The organism is Ruegeria sp. CK3 (assembly GCF_056536565.1).
Window position 1 is genome coordinate 252,645 of the sequence record NZ_JBQFPV010000001.1, and the last position, 19,508, is coordinate 272,152.

At 57.2% G+C, this 19,508-nt stretch carries 20 protein-coding genes; 6 read left to right on the top strand and 14 right to left on the bottom strand.

Annotated features, from left to right (window positions below):
- Positions 1 to 148 precede the first annotated feature (148 nt).
- A complete protein-coding gene (rpsB, locus tag ACR0C3_RS01315) occupies positions 149 to 931 on the top strand; it encodes a 30S ribosomal protein S2 (protein ID WP_170373731.1) in 783 nt (260 codons plus the stop codon).
- A gap of 77 nt (positions 932 to 1,008) precedes the next feature.
- Positions 1,009 to 1,884, top strand: a complete 876-nt coding sequence (tsf, locus tag ACR0C3_RS01320) for a translation elongation factor Ts (RefSeq protein WP_170373730.1) — start codon at positions 1,009 to 1,011, stop codon at positions 1,882 to 1,884.
- Between the two features lie 362 nt (positions 1,885 to 2,246).
- Here tsf and ACR0C3_RS01325 read toward each other — a convergent pair whose 3' ends face one another.
- The 3 genes from ACR0C3_RS01325 to ACR0C3_RS01335 all read right to left on the bottom strand — a co-directional run bounded on the left by ACR0C3_RS01325 (position 2,247) and on the right by ACR0C3_RS01335 (position 4,565).
- Complete coding sequence (locus tag ACR0C3_RS01325; RefSeq protein ID WP_170373729.1) at positions 2,247 to 3,002, bottom strand: LuxR family transcriptional regulator; 756 nt, start codon at positions 3,000 to 3,002, stop codon at positions 2,247 to 2,249.
- Positions 2,999 to 3,448 carry a type II 3-dehydroquinate dehydratase gene (gene aroQ / locus ACR0C3_RS01330; protein ID WP_170466932.1) on the bottom strand — a complete coding sequence of 150 codons (450 nt, stop codon included), beginning with the start codon at positions 3,446 to 3,448 and terminating at the stop codon, positions 2,999 to 3,001. Before aroQ ends, ACR0C3_RS01325 begins: the two co-directional genes overlap by 4 nt.
- A gap of 115 nt (positions 3,449 to 3,563) precedes the next feature.
- Positions 3,564 to 4,565: an NADPH:quinone oxidoreductase family protein gene (locus ACR0C3_RS01335; RefSeq protein WP_480756776.1), complete on the bottom strand. Its 1,002-nt coding sequence runs from the start codon at positions 4,563 to 4,565 to the stop codon at positions 3,564 to 3,566.
- 105 nt (positions 4,566 to 4,670) lie between these two features.
- Here ACR0C3_RS01335 and ACR0C3_RS01340 point away from each other — a divergent pair, with 105 nt between their 5' ends.
- From ACR0C3_RS01340 to ACR0C3_RS01355, 4 genes are all read left to right on the top strand, one after another.
- Positions 4,671 to 5,489: an SDR family NAD(P)-dependent oxidoreductase gene (locus tag ACR0C3_RS01340; RefSeq protein ID WP_480756777.1), complete on the top strand. Its 819-nt coding sequence runs from the start codon at positions 4,671 to 4,673 to the stop codon at positions 5,487 to 5,489.
- A gap of 2 nt (positions 5,490 to 5,491) precedes the next feature.
- The gene (locus ACR0C3_RS01345) at positions 5,492 to 6,517 is read left to right on the top strand and encodes a phosphotransferase (protein WP_480756778.1); all 1,026 of its coding nucleotides are present in this window, start codon (positions 5,492 to 5,494) and stop codon (positions 6,515 to 6,517) included.
- A gap of 66 nt (positions 6,518 to 6,583) precedes the next feature.
- On the top strand, positions 6,584 to 7,759 hold the full coding sequence (locus ACR0C3_RS01350) for a serine hydrolase domain-containing protein (protein WP_480756779.1): 1,176 nt from the start codon (positions 6,584 to 6,586) through the stop codon (positions 7,757 to 7,759).
- 51 nt (positions 7,760 to 7,810) lie between these two features.
- Complete coding sequence (locus ACR0C3_RS01355) at positions 7,811 to 8,674, top strand: acyl-CoA thioesterase (protein ID WP_480756933.1); 864 nt, start codon at positions 7,811 to 7,813, stop codon at positions 8,672 to 8,674.
- On the opposite strand, the gene ACR0C3_RS01360 is transcribed toward ACR0C3_RS01355, so the two are convergent.
- The 11 genes from ACR0C3_RS01360 to gmk form a co-directional block, all read right to left on the bottom strand.
- Positions 8,671 to 9,438: an SDR family oxidoreductase gene (locus tag ACR0C3_RS01360; protein WP_480756781.1), complete on the bottom strand. Its 768-nt coding sequence runs from the start codon at positions 9,436 to 9,438 to the stop codon at positions 8,671 to 8,673. The two genes, ACR0C3_RS01355 and ACR0C3_RS01360, sit on opposite strands and share 4 nt — an antisense overlap.
- 120 nt (positions 9,439 to 9,558) lie before the next feature.
- Positions 9,559 to 10,788: an acyl-CoA dehydrogenase gene (locus tag ACR0C3_RS01365; RefSeq protein WP_480756783.1), complete on the bottom strand. Its 1,230-nt coding sequence runs from the start codon at positions 10,786 to 10,788 to the stop codon at positions 9,559 to 9,561.
- A gap of 125 nt (positions 10,789 to 10,913) precedes the next feature.
- Positions 10,914 to 11,603, bottom strand: a complete 690-nt coding sequence (phoB, locus tag ACR0C3_RS01370; RefSeq protein ID WP_170458202.1) for a phosphate regulon transcriptional regulator PhoB — start codon at positions 11,601 to 11,603, stop codon at positions 10,914 to 10,916.
- A gap of 12 nt (positions 11,604 to 11,615) precedes the next feature.
- Positions 11,616 to 12,323: a phosphate signaling complex protein PhoU gene (gene phoU, locus ACR0C3_RS01375; protein ID WP_170373720.1), complete on the bottom strand. Its 708-nt coding sequence runs from the start codon at positions 12,321 to 12,323 to the stop codon at positions 11,616 to 11,618.
- A 16-nt stretch (positions 12,324 to 12,339) separates the two neighbouring features.
- A complete protein-coding gene (gene pstB / locus ACR0C3_RS01380) occupies positions 12,340 to 13,137 on the bottom strand; it encodes a phosphate ABC transporter ATP-binding protein PstB (RefSeq protein ID WP_170373719.1) in 798 nt (265 codons plus the stop codon).
- A 13-nt stretch (positions 13,138 to 13,150) separates the two neighbouring features.
- On the bottom strand, positions 13,151 to 14,482 hold the full coding sequence (gene pstA, locus ACR0C3_RS01385; RefSeq protein WP_480756786.1) for a phosphate ABC transporter permease PstA: 1,332 nt from the start codon (positions 14,480 to 14,482) through the stop codon (positions 13,151 to 13,153).
- Positions 14,479 to 15,951: a phosphate ABC transporter permease subunit PstC gene (gene pstC / locus ACR0C3_RS01390; RefSeq protein ID WP_480756788.1), complete on the bottom strand. Its 1,473-nt coding sequence runs from the start codon at positions 15,949 to 15,951 to the stop codon at positions 14,479 to 14,481. The genes pstA and pstC overlap by 4 nt, the downstream gene beginning before the upstream one ends.
- A gap of 85 nt (positions 15,952 to 16,036) precedes the next feature.
- Positions 16,037 to 17,077, bottom strand: coding sequence for a substrate-binding domain-containing protein (locus ACR0C3_RS01395; protein ID WP_170548721.1), 1,041 nt, complete (start codon positions 17,075 to 17,077; stop codon positions 16,037 to 16,039).
- Positions 17,078 to 17,261: 184 nt separating this feature from the next.
- A complete protein-coding gene (locus ACR0C3_RS01400; protein WP_480756789.1) occupies positions 17,262 to 18,308 on the bottom strand; it encodes a sensor histidine kinase in 1,047 nt (348 codons plus the stop codon).
- 21 nt (positions 18,309 to 18,329) lie between these two features.
- Positions 18,330 to 18,854 carry a gamma carbonic anhydrase family protein gene (locus ACR0C3_RS01405; protein ID WP_480756791.1) on the bottom strand — a complete coding sequence of 175 codons (525 nt, stop codon included), beginning with the start codon at positions 18,852 to 18,854 and terminating at the stop codon, positions 18,330 to 18,332.
- Positions 18,851 to 19,492: a guanylate kinase gene (gmk, locus tag ACR0C3_RS01410; protein ID WP_170764283.1), complete on the bottom strand. Its 642-nt coding sequence runs from the start codon at positions 19,490 to 19,492 to the stop codon at positions 18,851 to 18,853. Before gmk ends, ACR0C3_RS01405 begins: the two co-directional genes overlap by 4 nt.
- Positions 19,493 to 19,508 lie beyond the last annotated feature (16 nt).

A 19,508-nucleotide genomic window follows, 5' to 3' on the forward strand; every position in this document is an offset into this window, starting at 1 on the left:
CTGCATCCCAACCTGCCGTATACGCGCGCCATTCAAACCCGCAGGCGGGGTTTGGGCTTTTTGAGGGAGACATCCTCATCAAGACCGCCGGTTGGAGCATCCGCTTCTTTCACCCCCGCCAAGGCGTAAACCGGAAAAGGAAAATAGCATGGCTCTTCCCGAGTTCTCCATGCGTCAGCTGCTGGAAGCTGGCGTTCACTTTGGTCACCAGACACAGCGTTGGAATCCCCGCATGGGCCCGTTCATCTACGGCTCGCGCAATGGCATCCACATCATGGACCTGACCCAGACTGTTCCGATGCTGGATCAGGCTCTGCAGGCTGTTCGTGACACCGTCGCAAAAGGTGGCCGCGTTCTGTTCGTTGGTACCAAGCGTCAGGCTGCTGGCCCGATCGCTGAAGCGGCTGAAAAGTCGGCTCAGTACTACATGAACCACCGCTGGCTGGGCGGCACTCTGACCAACTGGAAAACCGTTTCCCAGTCGATCAACCGTCTGAACCAGATCGACGAAGCCATGGAATCGGGCGCAGAAGGCCTGACCAAGAAAGAGCGTCTGGGCATGGAGCGTGACCAGCAGAAGCTGCAGGCTTCGCTGGGCGGTATCCGTGAGATGGGCGGCGTTCCTGACCTGCTGTTCGTCATCGACGTCAAAAAAGAAGCACTGGCCATCGCAGAAGCCAACAAACTGGGTATCCCGGTTGTGGCTGTTGTCGACACCAACTGCTCGCCCGACGGCGTTGACTACATCATCCCTGGCAACGACGACGCAGCCCGCGCGATCTCGCTGTACTGTGACCTGGCGGCTCGTGCCGCTCTGGACGGTATGACCGCTCAGATGGGTGCTGCAGGCGTTGACCTGGGTGCCTTCGAAGAAGCACCGGTTGAAGAAGTCGTTGCAGAAGAAGCCGCTGAAGCTCCGGCCGAAGCGTAAGCTGCCCGTCACGTAAATGACACATGGGGCAGGGTATGACCTGCCCCAATTCCGTTTGAATTGAGGAGAGCCAAAAGATGGCAATCACAGCAGCAATGGTTAAAGAACTGCGCGACGCAACCGGCGCAGGCATGATGGACGCGAAAAAAGCCCTGACCGAAACCGGCGGCAACATGGACGAGGCCGTTGACTGGCTGCGCACCAAGGGCCTGGCCAAAGCGGCCAAGAAATCGGGCCGTACCGCAGCAGAAGGTCTGGTTGCTGTTCACGTCAACGGTGGCAACGGTGTTGCTGTCGAAGTGAACTCGGAAACCGACTTCGTTGCGAAGAACGCTGAGTTCCAGGAAATGGTCGGCAAGATCACCTACGCTGCTGAAGGCGTCGACAATGTCGAAGCTCTGCTGGCTGCTGATCTGGGCGGCAAATCCGTTGCGGACACTATCACTGACAAGATCGCCACCATTGGCGAAAACATGTCTGTGCGCCGCATGTCGAAACTGTCGGGCGATACCGTTGTGTCCTACGTTCACAACGCAGCCACCAACGGCATGGGCAAAATCGGCGTTCTGGTTGCTCTGACCGGTGGCGACGAAGCAATCGGCAAGCAGGTTGCGATGCACATCGCTGCTGTGAACCCGGCAGCTCTGTCCGAGGCCGACATGGATCCGGCTGTTGTCGAGAAAGAAAAGCAGGTTCAGATGGACATCGCCCGCGAGTCCGGCAAGCCGGAGCAGGTGATCGAGAAGATGATCGAAGGTCGCATGAAGAAATTCGTGGCTGAATCGACTCTGTTGAACCAGTCCTTCGTTGTTAACCCTGACCTGACCGTTGAAGCAGCGGCCAAAGAAGCAGGCGCAACCATCACCGGCTTCATCCGTCTGGAAGTTGGCGAAGGCATCGTGGTCGAAAAAGAAGACTTCGCTGCAGAAGTTGCTAAAGCGGCACAAGGCTAAGCCTTTGCTCTAGGCCCCGGTTGCGGGGCCTAACGACATTCAGAACCGGTCACGTCGAACGTGGCCGGTTTTTTTGTGCCAGAGATGGATTTGTCTGTTCAAGCAGAAGGTGAATGGAGGGCCCCGCATGATGGGGATGGTCGGGACCCTCCAAAATTCCGACGTCGGTACGCGGACGAATAGGCGCTCCAAAAGTCAGAGTGATTGGAGAGCTCTGGTATTGCAAAGATCCAATCGAATGTTCCTTGGCTAAAGCCACCACTCACGGAACGGTATCAATCTGCAATTTTCCCGTGAAGATGGGAAGTCATGATTTCCTTACCTAAGGTAAATTGACGCGGTTTGGCGTCAATCTCTTGTGGTCAGGCTTCCATCACATACATCTGGTTGTGTAGGGCGGCTTTCAGAACGGCCTGGGCTGTCGTTTCGACTGAAAGCGATTCGCGTGCCAGCCTCAGGTGTTTTTCCACTGTCGCCGCCGTCAGCCCCATCAGCAGGGCTATATCCTGAGTCGTTTTGCCGTCACCGACCCATTGCAGCGCCTCTCGCTGGCGTTTGGTTAGCGACCGATTCGGAGGTGTATAGGGCAGCGTCAGGATCTTGAGATGAGCGATGTTGTTCATAAGAAGGATATCCTCGCCATGCTCTTCCCACATGTCGTCAATCTCGTCCTGGTTGCGGTTTTCTTCTGCCGATAGCGAGATCGCACCCTTGGACCGCACCGAGACCGAGTTGAAGCTGACAGTATATCCAGCAAGCACGTTGTGCGACTTGTTGAAATCCACAACCTTTTGCTGCTCGGGCGTGAGTTCCCCGTTCGAGGCCAAATCCTGAATCAACCCCCAGCTTGCCGCGCCATCGTTGTTCAAAGCCCATTGCAGCATCGGAGCGTTGGAATACCTGCTGTCACCGAGAAAGCCGTCAACATATTCACGCCGATGATTGCTGAGGATGACAAAATCCTCAGGGTCGCCCAAGGACGTGGCAGTACGATATTGAGTGTAGCCATAAATTAGCCGGTCAAACCCGTATATGGCCATCTGTCGGCAATGGGCATCCCAAAGCTCTTCCAGGGTTCTGGCATAGCTGACAAAGCGAAGATATTCCTTCAGCTTCATGCAACGTCCCCTGATTTTAGATGAGCTGCCAAGGCATCCAGCGCCAAAACATAGCTCTGCGCACCAAAACCGCAGATCTGCCCAAGGGCAACCGACGCGATGTAGGACTTGTGGCGGAAGCTTTCCCGCGCGTGGATGTTCGACAAGTGAACCTCGACCAAAGGCAGCTCTACCGAGGCAATCGCATCCATCAGGGCAATCGACGTATGGGTATAAGCGCCTGCGTTCAGAACCAAACCGTTCTGCGTGCCACGGGCCTGATGGATGGCATCAATCAGCGCACCTTCGTGATTGGATTGAAATGTCGAAACCTCAAGCCCGATAGACGTGCCATGAGCAACGCATTGCTCCTCCACCATTTTCAAGGTGGTGCTGCCGTAGACCTCAGGCTGTCGGGTGCCCAAAAGATTGAGGTTCGGGCCATTCAACACAAGAATTTTATTCATAAATCTCCGTCCCCATATTCGTTTCTTAAACGGCATTTGGTGGGGATGTCTACCGGACAATGCTCCAATGAGGCGAGTGGGCTGACAAAGATGCCTTTGATGCAACCCGTTCCAGTTAGGTATCGTCCATTGTGACCACAACCTTTCCGAGAACGGAGCGCTGAGAAAGCAGTTCGATTGCCACCGCGCCCTCGGAAAGGGGGAAGCGCGCCGCGATGCGGGGTTTGACTTTACCTGCGGCGTATAAGTTAAACAATTCGCTTAGGTTTTCGGCATGAGCGTCAGGTTCCCGAAAGACGGAGGCACCCCAGAAGACGCCGACGATCTGGCATCCTTTAAGTAGCGCAAGATTGAGCGGTACGCTGGGGATGCCAGCCGGAAACCCGACAACCAGATATCGACCCTTCCACGCAATGCTGCGCAAGGCGGGTTCAGCATAGGCTCCGCCAACCGCATCATAAATAACGTCGACACCGCCGGCGCCCGCCAATGCCTTGATATCTTTCGAGAACGCCTTTTGCGCGTCTTTGTCAGGATCCTTGGGGTACAGGATCGTCTCAGCCGCACCGATCGAGCGGCAGAATTCAGCTTTGTCTGGCGTGGAAACCGCAGCGATGACTCGCGCGCCCATGGCTTTGCCCAACTCGATCGCCGCCGATCCGACACCACCCGCGGCCCCCAGAACCAACAGCGTCTCACCCGGTTGGAGGGCCGCTCGATCCTTCAAGGCATGGTAGGAGGTGCCATAGGTGAAGATAAAACACGCCGCCTCATCAAAGGGCATGGTATCGGAAAACTTGATTGCGTCCTTGGCTTTGATCGCAAGATGCGTGGCAAAGCCGCCATGACCGGTCAGCGCCAGAACGCGATCTCCGATCGCGAACCCCTCTACGCCGTCGCCAAGCGCAAGCACCTCACCTGCGATTTCACCACCAGGGGCGAAGGGCCGCGGTGGCTTCATCTGATAGAGGTCGCGGATCATCAGCGTATCGGGAAAGTTCACCCCGGCGGCCTTTATTCCAACCAGAATCTCTCCGCGGCCCGGGGTCGGATCGGGCAGGGTGGTCAGTTCCAGAGTCTCCGGTCCACCCGCTGCGACGCTGAGTAATGCTTGCATGTTGCCCTCATTGTTCCTGTTATTCTTGCAGATGGAATTTTGGGGCGGGATCGCGCGCTGTCAACGGCGCACCCTCTTTCCCCTACGACAAGCGAGGAGTGTGGCATGACCCCGGAAACCCTGTTTTCTTTGGATGGAAAGGTGGCTCTGGTCACGGGCGGTGCCACCGGAATTGGCCGCATGGCCGCCGAAGCGCTTGTTCGGGCCGGAGCGCATGTGCTGATCGCCTCCCGCAAAGGTGACGCCTGCGAAGCCGTCGCGGCGGAGCTGAACGCGTTGGATGCCACCGGCAGTGCCGAGGGGTTTGCCGGGGATCTGGGCAGTAAAGACGGAATCGACGAAGTCGTTGCCAAGATCAATAAACGGACAGAACGCCTTGATATTTTGATGAATAATTCGGGTGTGTCCTGGGGTGCGCCTTTAGGTCAGTTCCCTCATGACGCATGGGACAAAGTGATGTCCGTCAACGTCGCGGGTGTATTTGAGCTGACGCAGAAACTACTGCCCTTGCTTATGAAGTCCGGCACCGCCGAAGACCCGGCGCGGGTGGTCAATGTCGGCTCGGTCATGGGTGAGGTTCCCATGGGGGACGGGGCATACAGCTATTCGGCCTCCAAGGCGGCCGTCCTGCATCTAACCAAAATCCTGGCCAAGGAACTGTCGCCTTACCACGTCACCGTCAACGCTCTGGCGCCCGGCCCGTTCGTCTCACGCATGACCGCTTTTGCAACTGCGGATGAGACGACGCGCGAGAAGGTGGGCAAATCGGTTCCTCTGGGCCGAGTTGGGCGTGACGATGACATCGCGGGCTGCATGTTGTTTTTGTGTGGGCGAGGGGGCAGCTACGTGACCGGAGCCGTCATCCCCGTGTCCGGAGGCATCAACGTGGTTACTGCGGGCAACATCTTTGCCGAAGCGTTTTGACGATGAATACGAAAAGCCCATTGGATCTGGACGCCGTCGATACCTACCTTGCCGCAAACCTCTCGGGGTATCGCGGCCCTCTGAAGGCCCGCAAGTTCGATACCGGGCAATCCAACCCGACTTTCGCACTTGAGACGCCGGATCACACTTACGTTCTGCGTCGTAAGCCAATGGGAAAGCTTCTGAAATCTGCGCATGCAGTGGAGCGCGAATTTCGCGTGCAACAGGCGCTTGCAGGCAGCGATGTCCCTGTGCCTGAGATGTTTCTTCTATGCGAAGATACGTCAGTCATAGGGTCCGCTTTCTACGTGATGGAACACCTGGAGGGCCGTGTTTTCCTGGAACCAACCTTGACCGGTGAAAGCAACGAGACGCGCACCGCCGTCATGGACGAAATGAACCGGGTACTGGCCGCGCTGCATTCCGTCGATATCGACGCAGCGGGCCTCGCCGACTATGGCCCCAGCGGGAATTATTTCGAACGTCAGATCGCGCGCTGGACAAAGCAGTACCGCGCCTCTGAGACAAACAAGATCGCTCAGATGGATGCGCTGATCGCGGGGTTGGAGGGGGCTTTGCCCGAAGACGATGGTCAGCGCAGTCTTGTGCATGGCGATTATCGGATCGACAACTTGATGTTTGAACGCAGCGGCACGCGGTGCATCGGCGTGCTGGATTGGGAGTTGTCGACGATCGGCCATCCTTACGCCGACCTCGCCGCAGTGATCATGCAATGGCAGCTGCCTCCGGGTCCAGAAGGGCGGGGGCTGGCTGGGATTGACCGCAAAACCCTCGGATTGCCCAGTGATAGAGACTATATCGAACAATATTGCGCGCGGCGTGGGCTGCCGGAAATCAGGTATTTTGGCTTCTATCTGGCCTTTAACTTCTTTCGAATGGCCGCCATTCTGCAGGGCGTCTACAAACGCGCGCTGGACGGCAACGCCTCGGACCCGGGCCGGGCGAAACTGTTCGGTGACTACGTGTCGCTGTTTGCGCAGCATGGTTTGTCGGCTTTGGACGCCTAGGGCAGAGGGAACTTTGGAATGCCGGTTGCGTGGGATAAAAACAGGTTGGATCGCATTCGCCCGTGGATGCAACTCTATGTAGATCAACGAAAATATCCCGGCAGCTCGCTTCTTCTGAAACACAAAGGGCAGGAGGTCTTCTTCCACGCCTGCGGCCAGCGCAACGTCGAATCCGAACTGCCTTTCGAGCGTGACACGCTGGTCCGTATCTACTCGATGACCAAACCGATTACCTCAGTTGCGGTGATGATGCTGGTCGAGCGCGGATTGATCCACCTTGGCGCGCCATTGTCCGAGTATCTACCCGAATTTGCCGCGCCTCAGGCGTTGGTTCCAAATGCCGAACGGTTGGATCAGACCGAAGCTGCGCCGCCGCCGACTCTGCATCAGCTACTGACCCACACGAGCGGGTTCAGCTACCCATTTAATCCCGGCCTCCTACCATCGGCGATGGACGAGCGGGATATGATCTTCAAGCCCAATCAGGGGCTTCTGAAGGATAGAGTAAGTGATCTCGCCGCTCTGCCTCTGGCGTTTCAACCGGGCAGCCGGTGGGAGTATTCGGTCAGCACCGACGTCCTAGGTCGCGTTGTTGAGGTCGTCTCAGGAAAGACGTTGGACCAGTTCTTCCAACAGGAGATCTTTGAGCCGCTCGGCATGCAAGAGACCAGCTTTTCGGTCCCGAAACATGCTGGCGATAGATTTGCTTCGCTCTATACGCCTCTGGCCGGCGATGCGATGGATCTAAACTCGGCCGAACAGTCCGAGGATACGCTCAGGCTGGTGGATCAAGCGGGATCTTCTCCGTTCGAATCCACCACTACATTCTCGGGCGGTGGCGGCCTGGTCGGAACGATAGATGACTATAGCCGGTTTGCTGAAATGCTGCGGAACCGAGGGCAGGCCGGTGGCGAACGGCTATTGGGTCCGAAGACAGTAGATTTCATGATGATCAATCACTTACCCGGCGATATTGCCTCAATGGGCCCCAGTAGTTTTGCGGAACAACCGATGGAAGGTATGGGGTTTGGATTGGGCGGCTCTGTCGTGCTGAACCCGGGTCGTACCGGAGTGCCGGGATCTGTCGGGGACTTCAGCTGGGGCGGTATGGCCTCGACCTATTTCTGGATTGACCGGTCCTTGGATTTGACGGCTGTGTTCTTCACTCAATTGTCGCCGTCCAGCTCTTATCCGTCCCGCGCGGAACTTAAAGCTCTGGTCTTGGGTGCGGTGATTGATTGATGGCGCGGGTGTTGGTACCTCACCCCCCAAATGAACAAGATCGAGCAACCCATGACCGAAGCTGAGCGTATTCTTCTGGACCTTCTGAACATTGAACGGCTTGAGGTTGACCTGTTCAGGGGTACTGGGTCCGGCGGTGAGACACCGACGCGTATCTTTGGCGGTCAGGTCATCGCGCAGGCGCTAGCAGCGGCTTACAGAACGGTTGATGACAGGCTCTGCCATTCCTTGCATGCTTATTTCATTCGTCCGGGAGACCCCAGTATTCCCGTTGTTTATCAAGTGGATCGTGCCAGAGACGGCGGTTCTTTCACCACGCGGCGCGTGGTTGCGATTCAACATGGTAAGCAGATCCTCAATATGTCTGCATCCTTTCATGTTGAGGATGAGGGGTGGTCTCATCAGCATCCGATGCCGTTCTCTGAGAGCCCAGAAACCCATCCATCGCGCAGCGAACTGCGCCACAAGTATGTGGACCAAGTCCCCGAAAAGATGAAAAAAGAGCTTTTGCGCGAGCGGCCAATCGAAGTGCGCGAAGTGGATCATCTGGACCCATTTCGACCTGAAATTTCCGACGATCAGAACAAGATCTGGTTCCGAATGCCCGGAGCGGCGTCAACTGATGCCCGTACACAGCATCTGATACTGGCCTATGCCTCAGACATGAGCCTGATGAGCTCCGGCATGCGGCCCCATGGGCTGAGCTGGTTCACGGGTCAGGTAAACGCGGCAAGCCTAGATCACGCGCTGTGGTTTCATGCGCCGGTGCGTTTTGAAAACTGGCATCTCTATGTGATGGAATCACCGTGGACGGGGCAGGGGCGGTCTTTCAATCGCGGCTCCATCTATTCCGAGGATGGCGTTCTGGTGGCGTCAGTTGCGCAAGAGGGATTGATGCGGCGACCAAATGGCTAAGGGTCGCCTATAAACTGTTGATTTAATTTATTCATGCCGAGCAGCCATCGGTCATAGTCGGCCGTTTTGTGACGTATGTATTGAAGGACTTCGGGATGCGGCAGGATCAGGAATTGCTCGGCTCGAATACCTTCCACACAGGCCTGTGCGACATCCTCCGGCTCGAGCATTCCGTCAATAGCCGCTACCGAGGTTTCATGACCGCGTGTCATCTCGGATCTGACAGCTTGTGGGCATAGTGCCGAAACCTTCAAACCTTTATGGCCGTAGGTCAACGCCAACCATTCTGCAAAACCGATGGCCGCGTGTTTGGTGACGCCATACGGCACCGCGCCGGGTTGGTTCAAAAGCCCGGCAGCCGACGCCGTGATCATGATGTAGCCACGGCCGCGCTCGACGAACCGTGGAACAAGGTGACGCGCCAACCAGACATGAGACATCACGTTGATGTCCCAAATGCGGTTCCAGTCTTCATCTGGCACGTCCAAACCGCCGAGTGTCAGAATTCCGGCATTTGCACAAAACAGATCGATCGGAGCAATCTCGTCCTCGACATGCTCGATAAGCGCTTTGATCTGCGCTTCGCTGGCGACGTCGCACGGAAGCGCGTGCCCGCCGATCTCGTCCGCCAAGGCTTGCGCATTTGCTTCGTCGATGTCGGAACAGACAACGGTGGCGCCATCTGCACAGAACCTCTCGGCGAGACCTTTGCCAATACCGCCAGCTGCACCGGTTATGACAACTGTCTTTCCGCTGAGTTCCAAATCGTTATCCTTGGTGGTTAGGTTTGATTAGCAGTCAAAATATTTACCATAATACCAATTACACGTATTACAGATTAGTGTCGCCCTAGATCAAAACCTACACCTAACCGCCTTTAAGACCTAGAAAAAAGCCTGCAGCCCAGTTTGCGCACGCCCAAGGATAAGAGCGTGAACGTCATGAGTGCCCTCGTAGGTGTTCACAGTCTCCAGATTGACCATGTGGCGGATAACCTGGAACTCCAGCGAGATACCGTTGCCGCCGTGCATGTCACGGGCCATGCGCGCGATGTCCAGCGCTTTGCCGCAGTTGTTGCGTTTGACGATTGAGACCATCTCGGGCGCTGCTTCGGCCTGATCCATCAGGCGACCGACGCGCAGGCTTGCTTGTAGAGCCAAAGCGATCTCGGTCTGCATGTCGGCCAGTTTGCGTTGGTATAGCTGCGTTTGCGCCAGCGGTTTGTTGAACTGCTTACGGTCCAAACCGTATTGCAGCGCTGCATGCCAGCAATGTTCGGCTGCACCCATCACGCCCCAGCTGATCCCATAGCGCGCGCGGTTCAGACAGCCGAACGGGCCTTTTAGACCTTGCACATGAGGTAGCAAAGCGCCCTCGCCCACCTCGATGCCATCCAGCACGATCTCTCCGGTAATCGAGGCCCGCAGGCTGAGTTTGTTTTCGATCTTCGGTGCAGAAAGACCCGGCTGACCCTTGTCCAAAACGAACCCGCGGATCTTACCGTCATGCGCGTCCGACTTGGCCCAGACCACGAAGACATCCGCAATTGGCGCGTTCGAGATCCACATCTTGGTGCCGGTCAGGCGGTACCCACCGTCGATCTTTTCGGCCCGTGTTTTCATGCCAGCCGGGTCCGACCCTGCATCCGCTTCGGTCAAGCCGAAACAGCCGATCCATTCGCCCGAAGCCAGTTTTGGGAGGTATTTGCGGCGCTGTTCCTCGGAACCGTAGGCATAGATTGGGTACATCACCAGCGAGCTTTGCACCGACATCATCGAGCGATAGCCCGAGTCCACGCGCTCAACCTCGCGCGCGACCAAGCCGTAGGACACGTAGCCGCTGCCAAGACCGCCATATTCCTCGGGTATCGTGGTGCCCAGAAGGCCCATTTCGCCCATTTCACGGAAGATCTCGGGGTCGGTTTCTTCCTTCTGGAATGCGGCGGTAACGCGCGGCTGCAGCTTTTCCTGCGCGTACGCGCGCGCGCTATCTGCGATCATGCGCTCGTCTTCGGACAGCTGGTCGGACAGACGGAACGGATCGTCCCAGGCAAACTTACCCAGATCCGGCGCATCTTTTGCGCGCAAAGTCGGTTTGGTGGCAGGGGCGTTCATCGGGTATCTCCGCTCTGTCTGAAGTTGCTGCACAGTAACGTGGCACTTCGCGGAAAAACAGCAAGAGTTTGACACCCGATTATGAGTAAATGTCATAGGTAGGGGGCCGGAACCCCATTCCCTTTTTACCCCAAGGCGTACCCTGCCCCGCGCACGGTCCGCACTGGATCATTGCCGCCATGCTGGGTCAGCGCTTTGCGCAAACGGCCGATATGCACATCGACCGTCCTTGTGTCTACATAGATGTCGCGGCCCCAGACACGGTCCAGCAATTGCTCACGGCTCCAGACTCGGCCGGGTTTTTCCATGAAAGTGCTGAGAAGGCGGAATTCGGTCGGCCCCAGTTTCAGCGAATGGCTGCCACGGCTGACCTTATGGGTTTCGGAATCCAGTACGATATCGTCGAATTCCAGGCGAATACCCACGGTGGCCGGACGCACGCGGCGCAGTTGGGTCCGCACCCGAGCCATGAGTTCCACGACTGAGTACGGCTTGACCACATAGTCATCCGCGCCGGTCTCAAGACCGCGCACCTTGTCGACCTCTTCCGAACGTGCCGAGAGCATGATGATCGGAATAGAACGGGTGTCTGGCCGTGTTTTCAGGCGTCGGCAGACCTCGATCCCGCTGAGATTGGGCATCATCCAGTCCAGAACGATGATATCCGGGCTGTCCTCGTCCACCAGCAACAGCGCCTCGTCACCGCTGGCCGCCTTCGAGACGCGAAAGCCTTCGGCCTCGAGGTTATAGGCCAGCACTTCACGCTGGGCGAGCTCATCTTCGACCACCAGAACCGTTGGTTGATCTGCAGACATGAGAGGCGTCTCCTAGACGGTTTGCGACGTTGTGTCGGCCTTGGGGCGCGACTCGGTCGGGCGCTCGCCGGTGACCAGATACACGACCTGCTCGGCAATGGCGGTCACGTGGTCGCCCATACGCTCGATGTTCTTTGCGATGAAATGCAGGTGCATGCAGGAGGAAATGCTACGCGGATCCTCGGCCATGAAGGTCAGGAATTCGCGGAACAGGCCGTTATACATCTGGTCCACCTCCTCATCGCGGTCGATGACATCGGCGGCCAGTTCGGCATCCCGTTGAATATAGGCATCCAGCGCGTCGCGCAGCATGACCTCAACCTCGCGCGCCATCCGGCGCAGCGCCGAGGCACTGCCGTTGATCTCGCCCGAGTTCACCAGCACAGTGGTCCGCTTGGCGATATTCTTGGAATAGTCGCCAATCCGTTCCAGGTTGGCCGAGACCTTCAGCACCGACAGCACCAACCGCAGGTCACTTGCCGTTGGTGCGCGTAAGGCGATCAGGCGGGCGGTTTCCTCGTTGATGATGTCCTCGAGCGCGTCGATGGCTTTGTCGCCCTGGCGCACCTGCTGGGCGAGTTCCTCGTCCCGCGTTTCTAGCGAGCGGGCGGCGCCCATGATCGCGGCTTCGACCAGACCGCCCATCTTCATGATATGTGCCTGGATCGCTTCGAGATCGCGGTCGAAGACAGAGGCGATATGTTGTTCTGAATCGTTCATGTCGGAATACCTGTGCTCAGCCGATCCGGCCAGTGATGTAGCTTTCGGTGCGCGGGTCCACCGGGTTGGTGAAAATCTGTCCTGTTTCGCCGAACTCGACGAGGTTACCCAAGTGGAAAAAGGCCGTTTTCTGGCTGACACGCGCGGCCTGCTGCATCGAGTGGGTCACGATGACCACCGAATACTGAGCGCGCAGTTCGTCAATCAACTCTTCGACCTGGGCAGTCGCAATCGGGTCCAGCGCCGAGCAAGGCTCGTCCATCAGCAGAACTTCCGGTTCTGTCGCCACGGCGCGGGCAATGCACAAGCGCTGCTGCTGACCGCCAGACAAGCCGGTGCCCGGAGCGTCCAGACGATCCTTGACCTCTTCCCAGATCGCACCGCGACGCAAGGATTTCTCGACGATCTCATCCAGTTCCGCTTTGTTCTTGGCAAGACCGTGGATTCGCGGGCCATAGGCCACATTGTCATAGATCGACTTCGGGAACGGGTTGGGTTTCTGGAACACCATCCCGACCTTGGCGCGCAGTTGAACCGGATCAACGCGTTTGTCGTAGATGTCTTCGCCGTCCAGTTTAAAGCTGCCTTCAACCCGCGCAACATCAATTGTGTCGTTCATCCTGTTCAAACAGCGCAGGAACGTGGATTTACCGCAGCCCGAAGGACCGATGAAGGCTGTGACAGTCTTGTCTTCGATATCGACATTCACATCTTTGATGGCGTGAGTGTCACCGTAAAAGACTTGGCAGTCCCGGCACTCCAGCTTGATTTCATTGGTATCCACTTGTCTCTCCACTCGTGACATGTCGTTCATGGGTCTGCCCTTCTTACCAGCGGCGTTCAAAGCGGCGGCGCAGAATGATTGCGATGATGTTCATTGTCAGCAGGAAAATCAAAAGGATGATGATCCCGCCCCAAGCTTTTTCGTAGAACCCAACATCTGCGCGCGCAGCCCAAGTGTAGATTTGCGCGGGCATAGCTGAGTTTGGTTCGGTGAACCCGGCAAGGAATCCGTCTGGGTAACCACGGGCAACAAAGCCCACCATCCCGATCAGCAACAGCGGAGCGGTTTCCCCCAGCGCCTGCGCCAGACCAATGATTGTGCCGGTCAGGATACCGGGCGCGGCTAGCGGCAGAACGTGATGGAACACCGCCTGCATTTTGGAAGCCCCCACCCCAAGCGCGGCATCACGGATCGACGGCGGAACTGCTTTCAGCGACGCCCGAGTCGAGATGATGATCGTCGGCAAGGTCATCAAGGTCAGCACCAGACCACCGACCAGCGGGGCCGATTGCGGCAAGTGCATGAACTGAATGAAGACAGCCAGACCAAGGATACCAAACACGATCGAAGGAACCGCAGCCAGGTTCGAGATATTGACCTCAATCAGATCGGTGAACCTATTTTGCGGCGCGAATTCTTCCAGATAGATCGACGCGGCTACGCCAATTGGCAGCGAAAGCGCCAGAACCACCAGCATCATGAAGAACGATCCGACAACCGAAGCACCGATGCCGGCACCGCCAGGGTTGTCCACGCCCGAGTCTGCCCCGGTGATGAACGGCCAGTTGAAGACCTGTTTGATGATACCCGCTTCCTTAAGTGCATCGACCAGATCCAGATCGCTTTTCTGGAGGAAACGACTATCCTGTATGGTGTCGCGCGACACGCGACCCTTAAAGTATCCATCAACGCGGCTTGAGGCCGCCAGATCAAACTCGATAGGCTCGCCCAGTTTGTCCGGGTTTTCTGTGTAGAATGTTCGAATGGTTCCGCCAACTTTACCCAGCAGACGCTCAATTGCCGCCTCGTCGAAATCGACTTGGAGACCGCTTTCATCGAGCTCTTTGTTCAGTGCCGCGATGAATAGGTCCGAATAGGCTTTGGTTTTGAACAGCGTGCCTTCGGCCTCTTCCTGCTCTTGCTGGGTCAGGGTGAAATCAACGCTGACGACGGTCCGGGTGAAGGCCGGAATACCCTCGGACAGGATCGAGGCGAACAGGACGATCAGGAAGAACAGCCCGGTCGCGATGGCAACGATACCATAGGCACGGAAGCGTTTTTCTGCCTTTGCGCGTTTTCGGGTCCGCGCATCGTACGCAGTCAGGGAAACAGCGTGGCGACCCGTTTCTGGGTTTTGCATGCTTGCGTCGGTCATTCGTACTGCTCCCGGTACTTGCGCACGATGTAAAGGGCAAAGACGTTCAGGCCCAGCGTGACAACGAACAGTGTCATGCCAAGCGCAAAGGCAACCAGCGCTTCTGGCGAGGCAAAGTCTGCGTCGCCGGTCAGCTGGCTTACGATTTTTGCGGTGACGGTTGTCATCGCCTCAAACGGGTTCAGGCTAAGCCGAGCGGCTGCCCCTGCCCCCAGAACCACGATCATGGTCTCACCAATAGCACGTGAGGCTGCCAGCAGGATCGCACCCACGATTCCCGGTAGCGCGGCAGGCAGAACCACCTGGCGGATGGTTTCGGACTGCGTCGCACCCAGGCCATAGGACCCGTCGCGCATCGCTTGTGGCACGGCGTTGATGATATCGTCGGACAGCGACGACACAAAGGGGATCAGCATGATGCCCATCACCAGACCGGCTGTCATCACGGCCGTACCCGCCTTCATCCAGCCCAATCCGTTATCACCAAAGACGTCCAACAAAAGAGGACCGACCGTCAGCAGAGCGAACAAGCCGTAGACGATGGTTGGGATACCAGCGAGAACCTCCAGCAACGGCTTGGCAACAGAGCGCACGGCGGGCGACGCATATTCGCTGAGGTAGATCGCGGCAAACAGCCCAATCGGCACAGCCACCAGCAGAGCAACGATAGAGATATAGAGCGTGCCCCAAAGCAGCGGGATGATCCCAAGTTCCGACAACCCGCCCCGGCCCGAAAAGCTGGGCGACCAGGTCAGGCCAAAAAAGAACTCTGGCGCGGGGTAAAGCTTGAAAAACTCCCACGTATTGAAAACCAGTGACAGAACAATGCCAACGGTGGTCAGAATAGCAATCGAGGCCGCCGCTAGGAGCAAAAAGCGCACACCCTGCTCAACAACGTTGCGGGCGCGATAGTCCGCGTTGGTTTGCATCCAGCCTGCCCCGGCGCCAATCAGCGCCACCACCAGAACCACGACGGTCATGATTCCATATCCGGTTGCATTTAACGCGCGATGGCTCTGTGCCGCGTTCAGCACCGGTTGGGTGATATCGGATGTAACCACCTGACCCGCATCTTTAAGATTCTGAGTCACTTCGGTCAGATCGGCTTGGGGGTCACTAGCGGTTGCTTCGGTCATATTCCCCTGCGACACGGCGGCTTGAAGTCCGCTTGCCGTGCGACGCACCTCGGCCATGACCAAACTTAGGGAAGAACCCTCTTTGACGCTTGTATCCGGGATCATGCCAGATACCTTGGAATTCACATACAACGGCTGAACCAACAGCCAGATAATGAGAAGGCCAAAGGCTGGGACAATCGTCTTCAAAAGAACATTTGCGCCGTAATATGCTGGCAGCGAATGCAAGTCTCGCGGTTCGCCTCCTGCGCTTTGAATTGCGCGGGCCCGTCCCAGAACATAGCCGAGCACAGCGATCGCCAAAACGATCAGAACAAGCCAAAATATCGGCATCATATCCCCACTATTCTTGACTGGGCCAAAGTCGCAGAAAGGGACGGCGAATTCCGCCGCCCCAAACATTCATCCATAGATCGGCTTAGCTGCCCGAACCCATGGTCACTTCGTTGTTGATCGCTTCCTGAGTTTTTGCCAGCTCAGGGTCGGCGACCAGACCATAGTTGGCCAGCGGGCTCGAGGGGCCAGCGATTTCGTCAGCGACGAAGAACTGAGCGTATTCTTTCAGGCCGGGGATCACGCCGATATGAGCTTTCTTCACGTAGAAGAACAGCGGACGCGATACAGGGTATTCACCGGTCGAGATGGTCTCGGTCGATGGTGCGATACCCGACATGGTCGCAACTTTAAGCTTGTCGGTGTTGTTCTCGTAGAACGCCAGACCGAAGACGCCGATGCCGTTCGGGTTGGTGTCGATACGGGCCAGGGTCTCGGTGTAGTCACCGTCGATGTCGACCGATTTGCCATCGGTACGAACAGCCAAGCATGCATCTTCCGCGTCATCTTCGCTCATGCCGCCAGCGATCATCGCTTCCATGGCGCCAGTTGCTTCACAGCCAATCAGCAGAACTTTCTCTTCGAACACTTCACGGGTGCCGTGCTTGGTACCGGGGATGAAGCCCGCGATTTCAACGTCAGGCAGGTCGCCGTTGAACTCGGCCCATGTGTTGTAAGGATTGTCGACGATCTCGCCATCTTTCAGAACCTTCGCGCCCAGAGCGTTGAAGATGTCCGAAGGCTCAAACGCGTTGAAGGCAGGGCCAGACTGCTGGCTTGCAAAGACGATGCCGTCATAGCCGATACGGACTTCCATGATGTCGGTCACGCCGTTTTCGGCACAGGCTTTGATTTCTTTCTCGCGGATAGCGCGCGACGCGTTTGCAACGTCGATGGTGTTTTCGCCAACGCCTTCGCAGAAACGTTTCAGGCCGGCCGACGAACCACCCGATTCAACAACCGGTGTCGGGAAGTCGGTGTTCTCGCCAAACAGTTCTGCGACGATCGAAGCGTAAGGCAGAACGGTTGACGAACCAGCAACCTGAACGTTGTCACGAGCTGCAGCAGTGGTTGCCGAAACGGCAGCAATTGCCAGCGCAGAAGCCGACAGTTTTACAAAGGACATTTCAGTCTCCTTGAGAATTGGGTTTTTGATCACCCCCATGATGATCTTGCGCGAACCACTAGGCCCCGTGCGTAAGGCTTTTGTGACAGGTACGTAACAGTTTTATGACAAGACGGGTTTTTCTTGCGTCTTGCTGTCATACATCTTTTGGCACGGCCATGTCGGCTTTGCGGAAACCCGCTCTCTAGCGCGGTAAAATCACCGTAAAAACAGTGCCTTTTCCTAAATCGCTTTCAACCCGAAGACGCCCGCGGTGACGGTTGACGATATGCTTCACAATCGCGAGTCCAAGCCCGGTTCCGCCCAATTGGCGCGATCTGTGACTGTCGGCGCGATAGAACCGCTCGGTGAGTCGCGGCAGGTGAACGGAATCAATGCCAGGCCCTCGATCGATGATCTGCACCCGGACTGCCGGGCCACGCATGGCCGTATCCCTCTCTGAGGTGGTCACGCGCAACTCGACACTGCCGCCGCTGCCGCCATATTTGATGCCGTTCTCGACCAGATTGGTAAACACCTGACGCAACTGATCGCTGTCGCCGGTCATAGTCACCGGATCCTCAGGCGCATCAAGCGTCAGCACCACCTCTGCGTCATCCGCCAGAGGGCGCATTGAGTTCAGCGTGGAATGCAGCAGGCCCGTCAGTTCCACTTCCTCTTTCGGGCGTACGCGTTCCTCGCTTTCGACCCGGTTGAGCGACAGCAGATCGCCGACAAGGCGGTTCATGCGGTTTGCCTCATCCGTCATGATCTGTAAAAATCGCTCACGCGCGGCGTCGTCATCTCGGGCCGGACCCCGCAGGGTTTCGATGAAGCCCATAAGGGCGGTCAGAGGGGTGCGGAGTTCATGACTGACATTGGCGACGAAATCGCGACGCATCTGGCTGGCTTGTTCCAGATGCGTGATGTCCTGAAAGATCGTCAGCACCGCTCCGCCCGACACCGCGCCGATCCCGTTCATATAGCGGCAAATCACCTCGAAGGTCGTATCCTGCGCGCCATCATTTGAAAGGTGCCGCGTTTTGGCCGGACCCTTGCTGCGGAGGCTTTGTTCAATCGCTTCAATAACCTGAGGCTGCCTGAGGATCGTCGCAAAGTGGCGGCCTGTGATGTTCTGGCTTAGCAGGGTTTTGGCGTCGGTATTGGCGGCGATGATCCGTTCGGTCTGGTCGACCAGAAGCGCGGGCATCGGAATGGCCGATACATATTCTTCTAGAAGGTTTTCAGCCATGTCCGATTGGTTTCCTGCCGCTTAAGCCAACGGTTTCAGGGTGTCCCTGAATTTGCGCATGTTCTGCTGGTAATGCAGCGCACTGAGCGTGTTCCGCTGGGCTGCGGCCTCATCCAAGTGCCGCACCACTTTGCCCGGAGACCCCATGACCAGCGAGTTGTCGGGGATCTCTTTGTTTTCCGTGATCAGCGCCCCTGCCCCGATCAGGCAGTTCTTGCCGATCTTTGCCCCGTTCAGAATGATGGCCCCCATCCCGATGAGAGAGTTCTCACCGATCGTGCAGCCATGCAGCATGACCTTGTGCCCGATCGTGCAGTTCGCCTCGATGGTCAGCGGAAAACCAGGGTCGACATGCATGACGCAGTGCTCTTGAACATTACTGCCCGCACAGACGCGGATTTCTTCGTGTTCCGCCCGGATCGTGCAGCCAAACCAGACCGAGGCGCCCTCTTCCAATACCACTTTGCCGATCAGATTGGCGTCCGGCGCGACCCAGGTGTCTTCGTGGATTTGGGGCGTGTGATCTCCAAGTGCGTAGATCGTCATGACTGCTCCTCGAATTCCATCTGCAGGGTGCGGACGTGGTTTTGCAGTTTCGGTTGCTGTATGCGACGCATCCGTTCGGCGCTGACGATGGTCTTCAGCTTTTCCTCTGTCGAAGCCAGATCGTCATTCACCAGCACATAGTCGTAATAGCCCCAGTGGCTGATCTCATCCCAGCTTTTCAACATGCGCTTGCCGATGACATCGGCGCTGTCCTGAGCCCGGCTTTCCAACCGGCGGCGTAATTCTGGGATCGAAGGCGGCAGGATGAAGATCGACAGCGCGTGTTTGCCGAGGTCCGAGTTGCGGATCTGCACCTCGCCCTGCCAGTCCACGTCGAACAGCACATCCTTGCCGGATTCGATGGACTCGCGCACCGGGCCGGCGGGTGAGCCATAGAAGTTGCCGAAGACATGCGCGTGTTCCAGCATTTGCCCATCGGCCACCTGCTGTTTGAACTCGTCTTCCGACAAGAAGTAGTATTCGCGGCCATGTTCTTCACCCGGACGTGGTTCGCGGGTTGTGGCCGAGATCGAGAATTCAAGGTCAGTATCCCAGGCCATCAGCCTTCGGGCCAAGGTGGACTTACCCGCGCCCGAAGGGGATGACAGGATGATAAGGAGGCCGCGGCGATCTGCCATGTCAGTTCTTCCTATT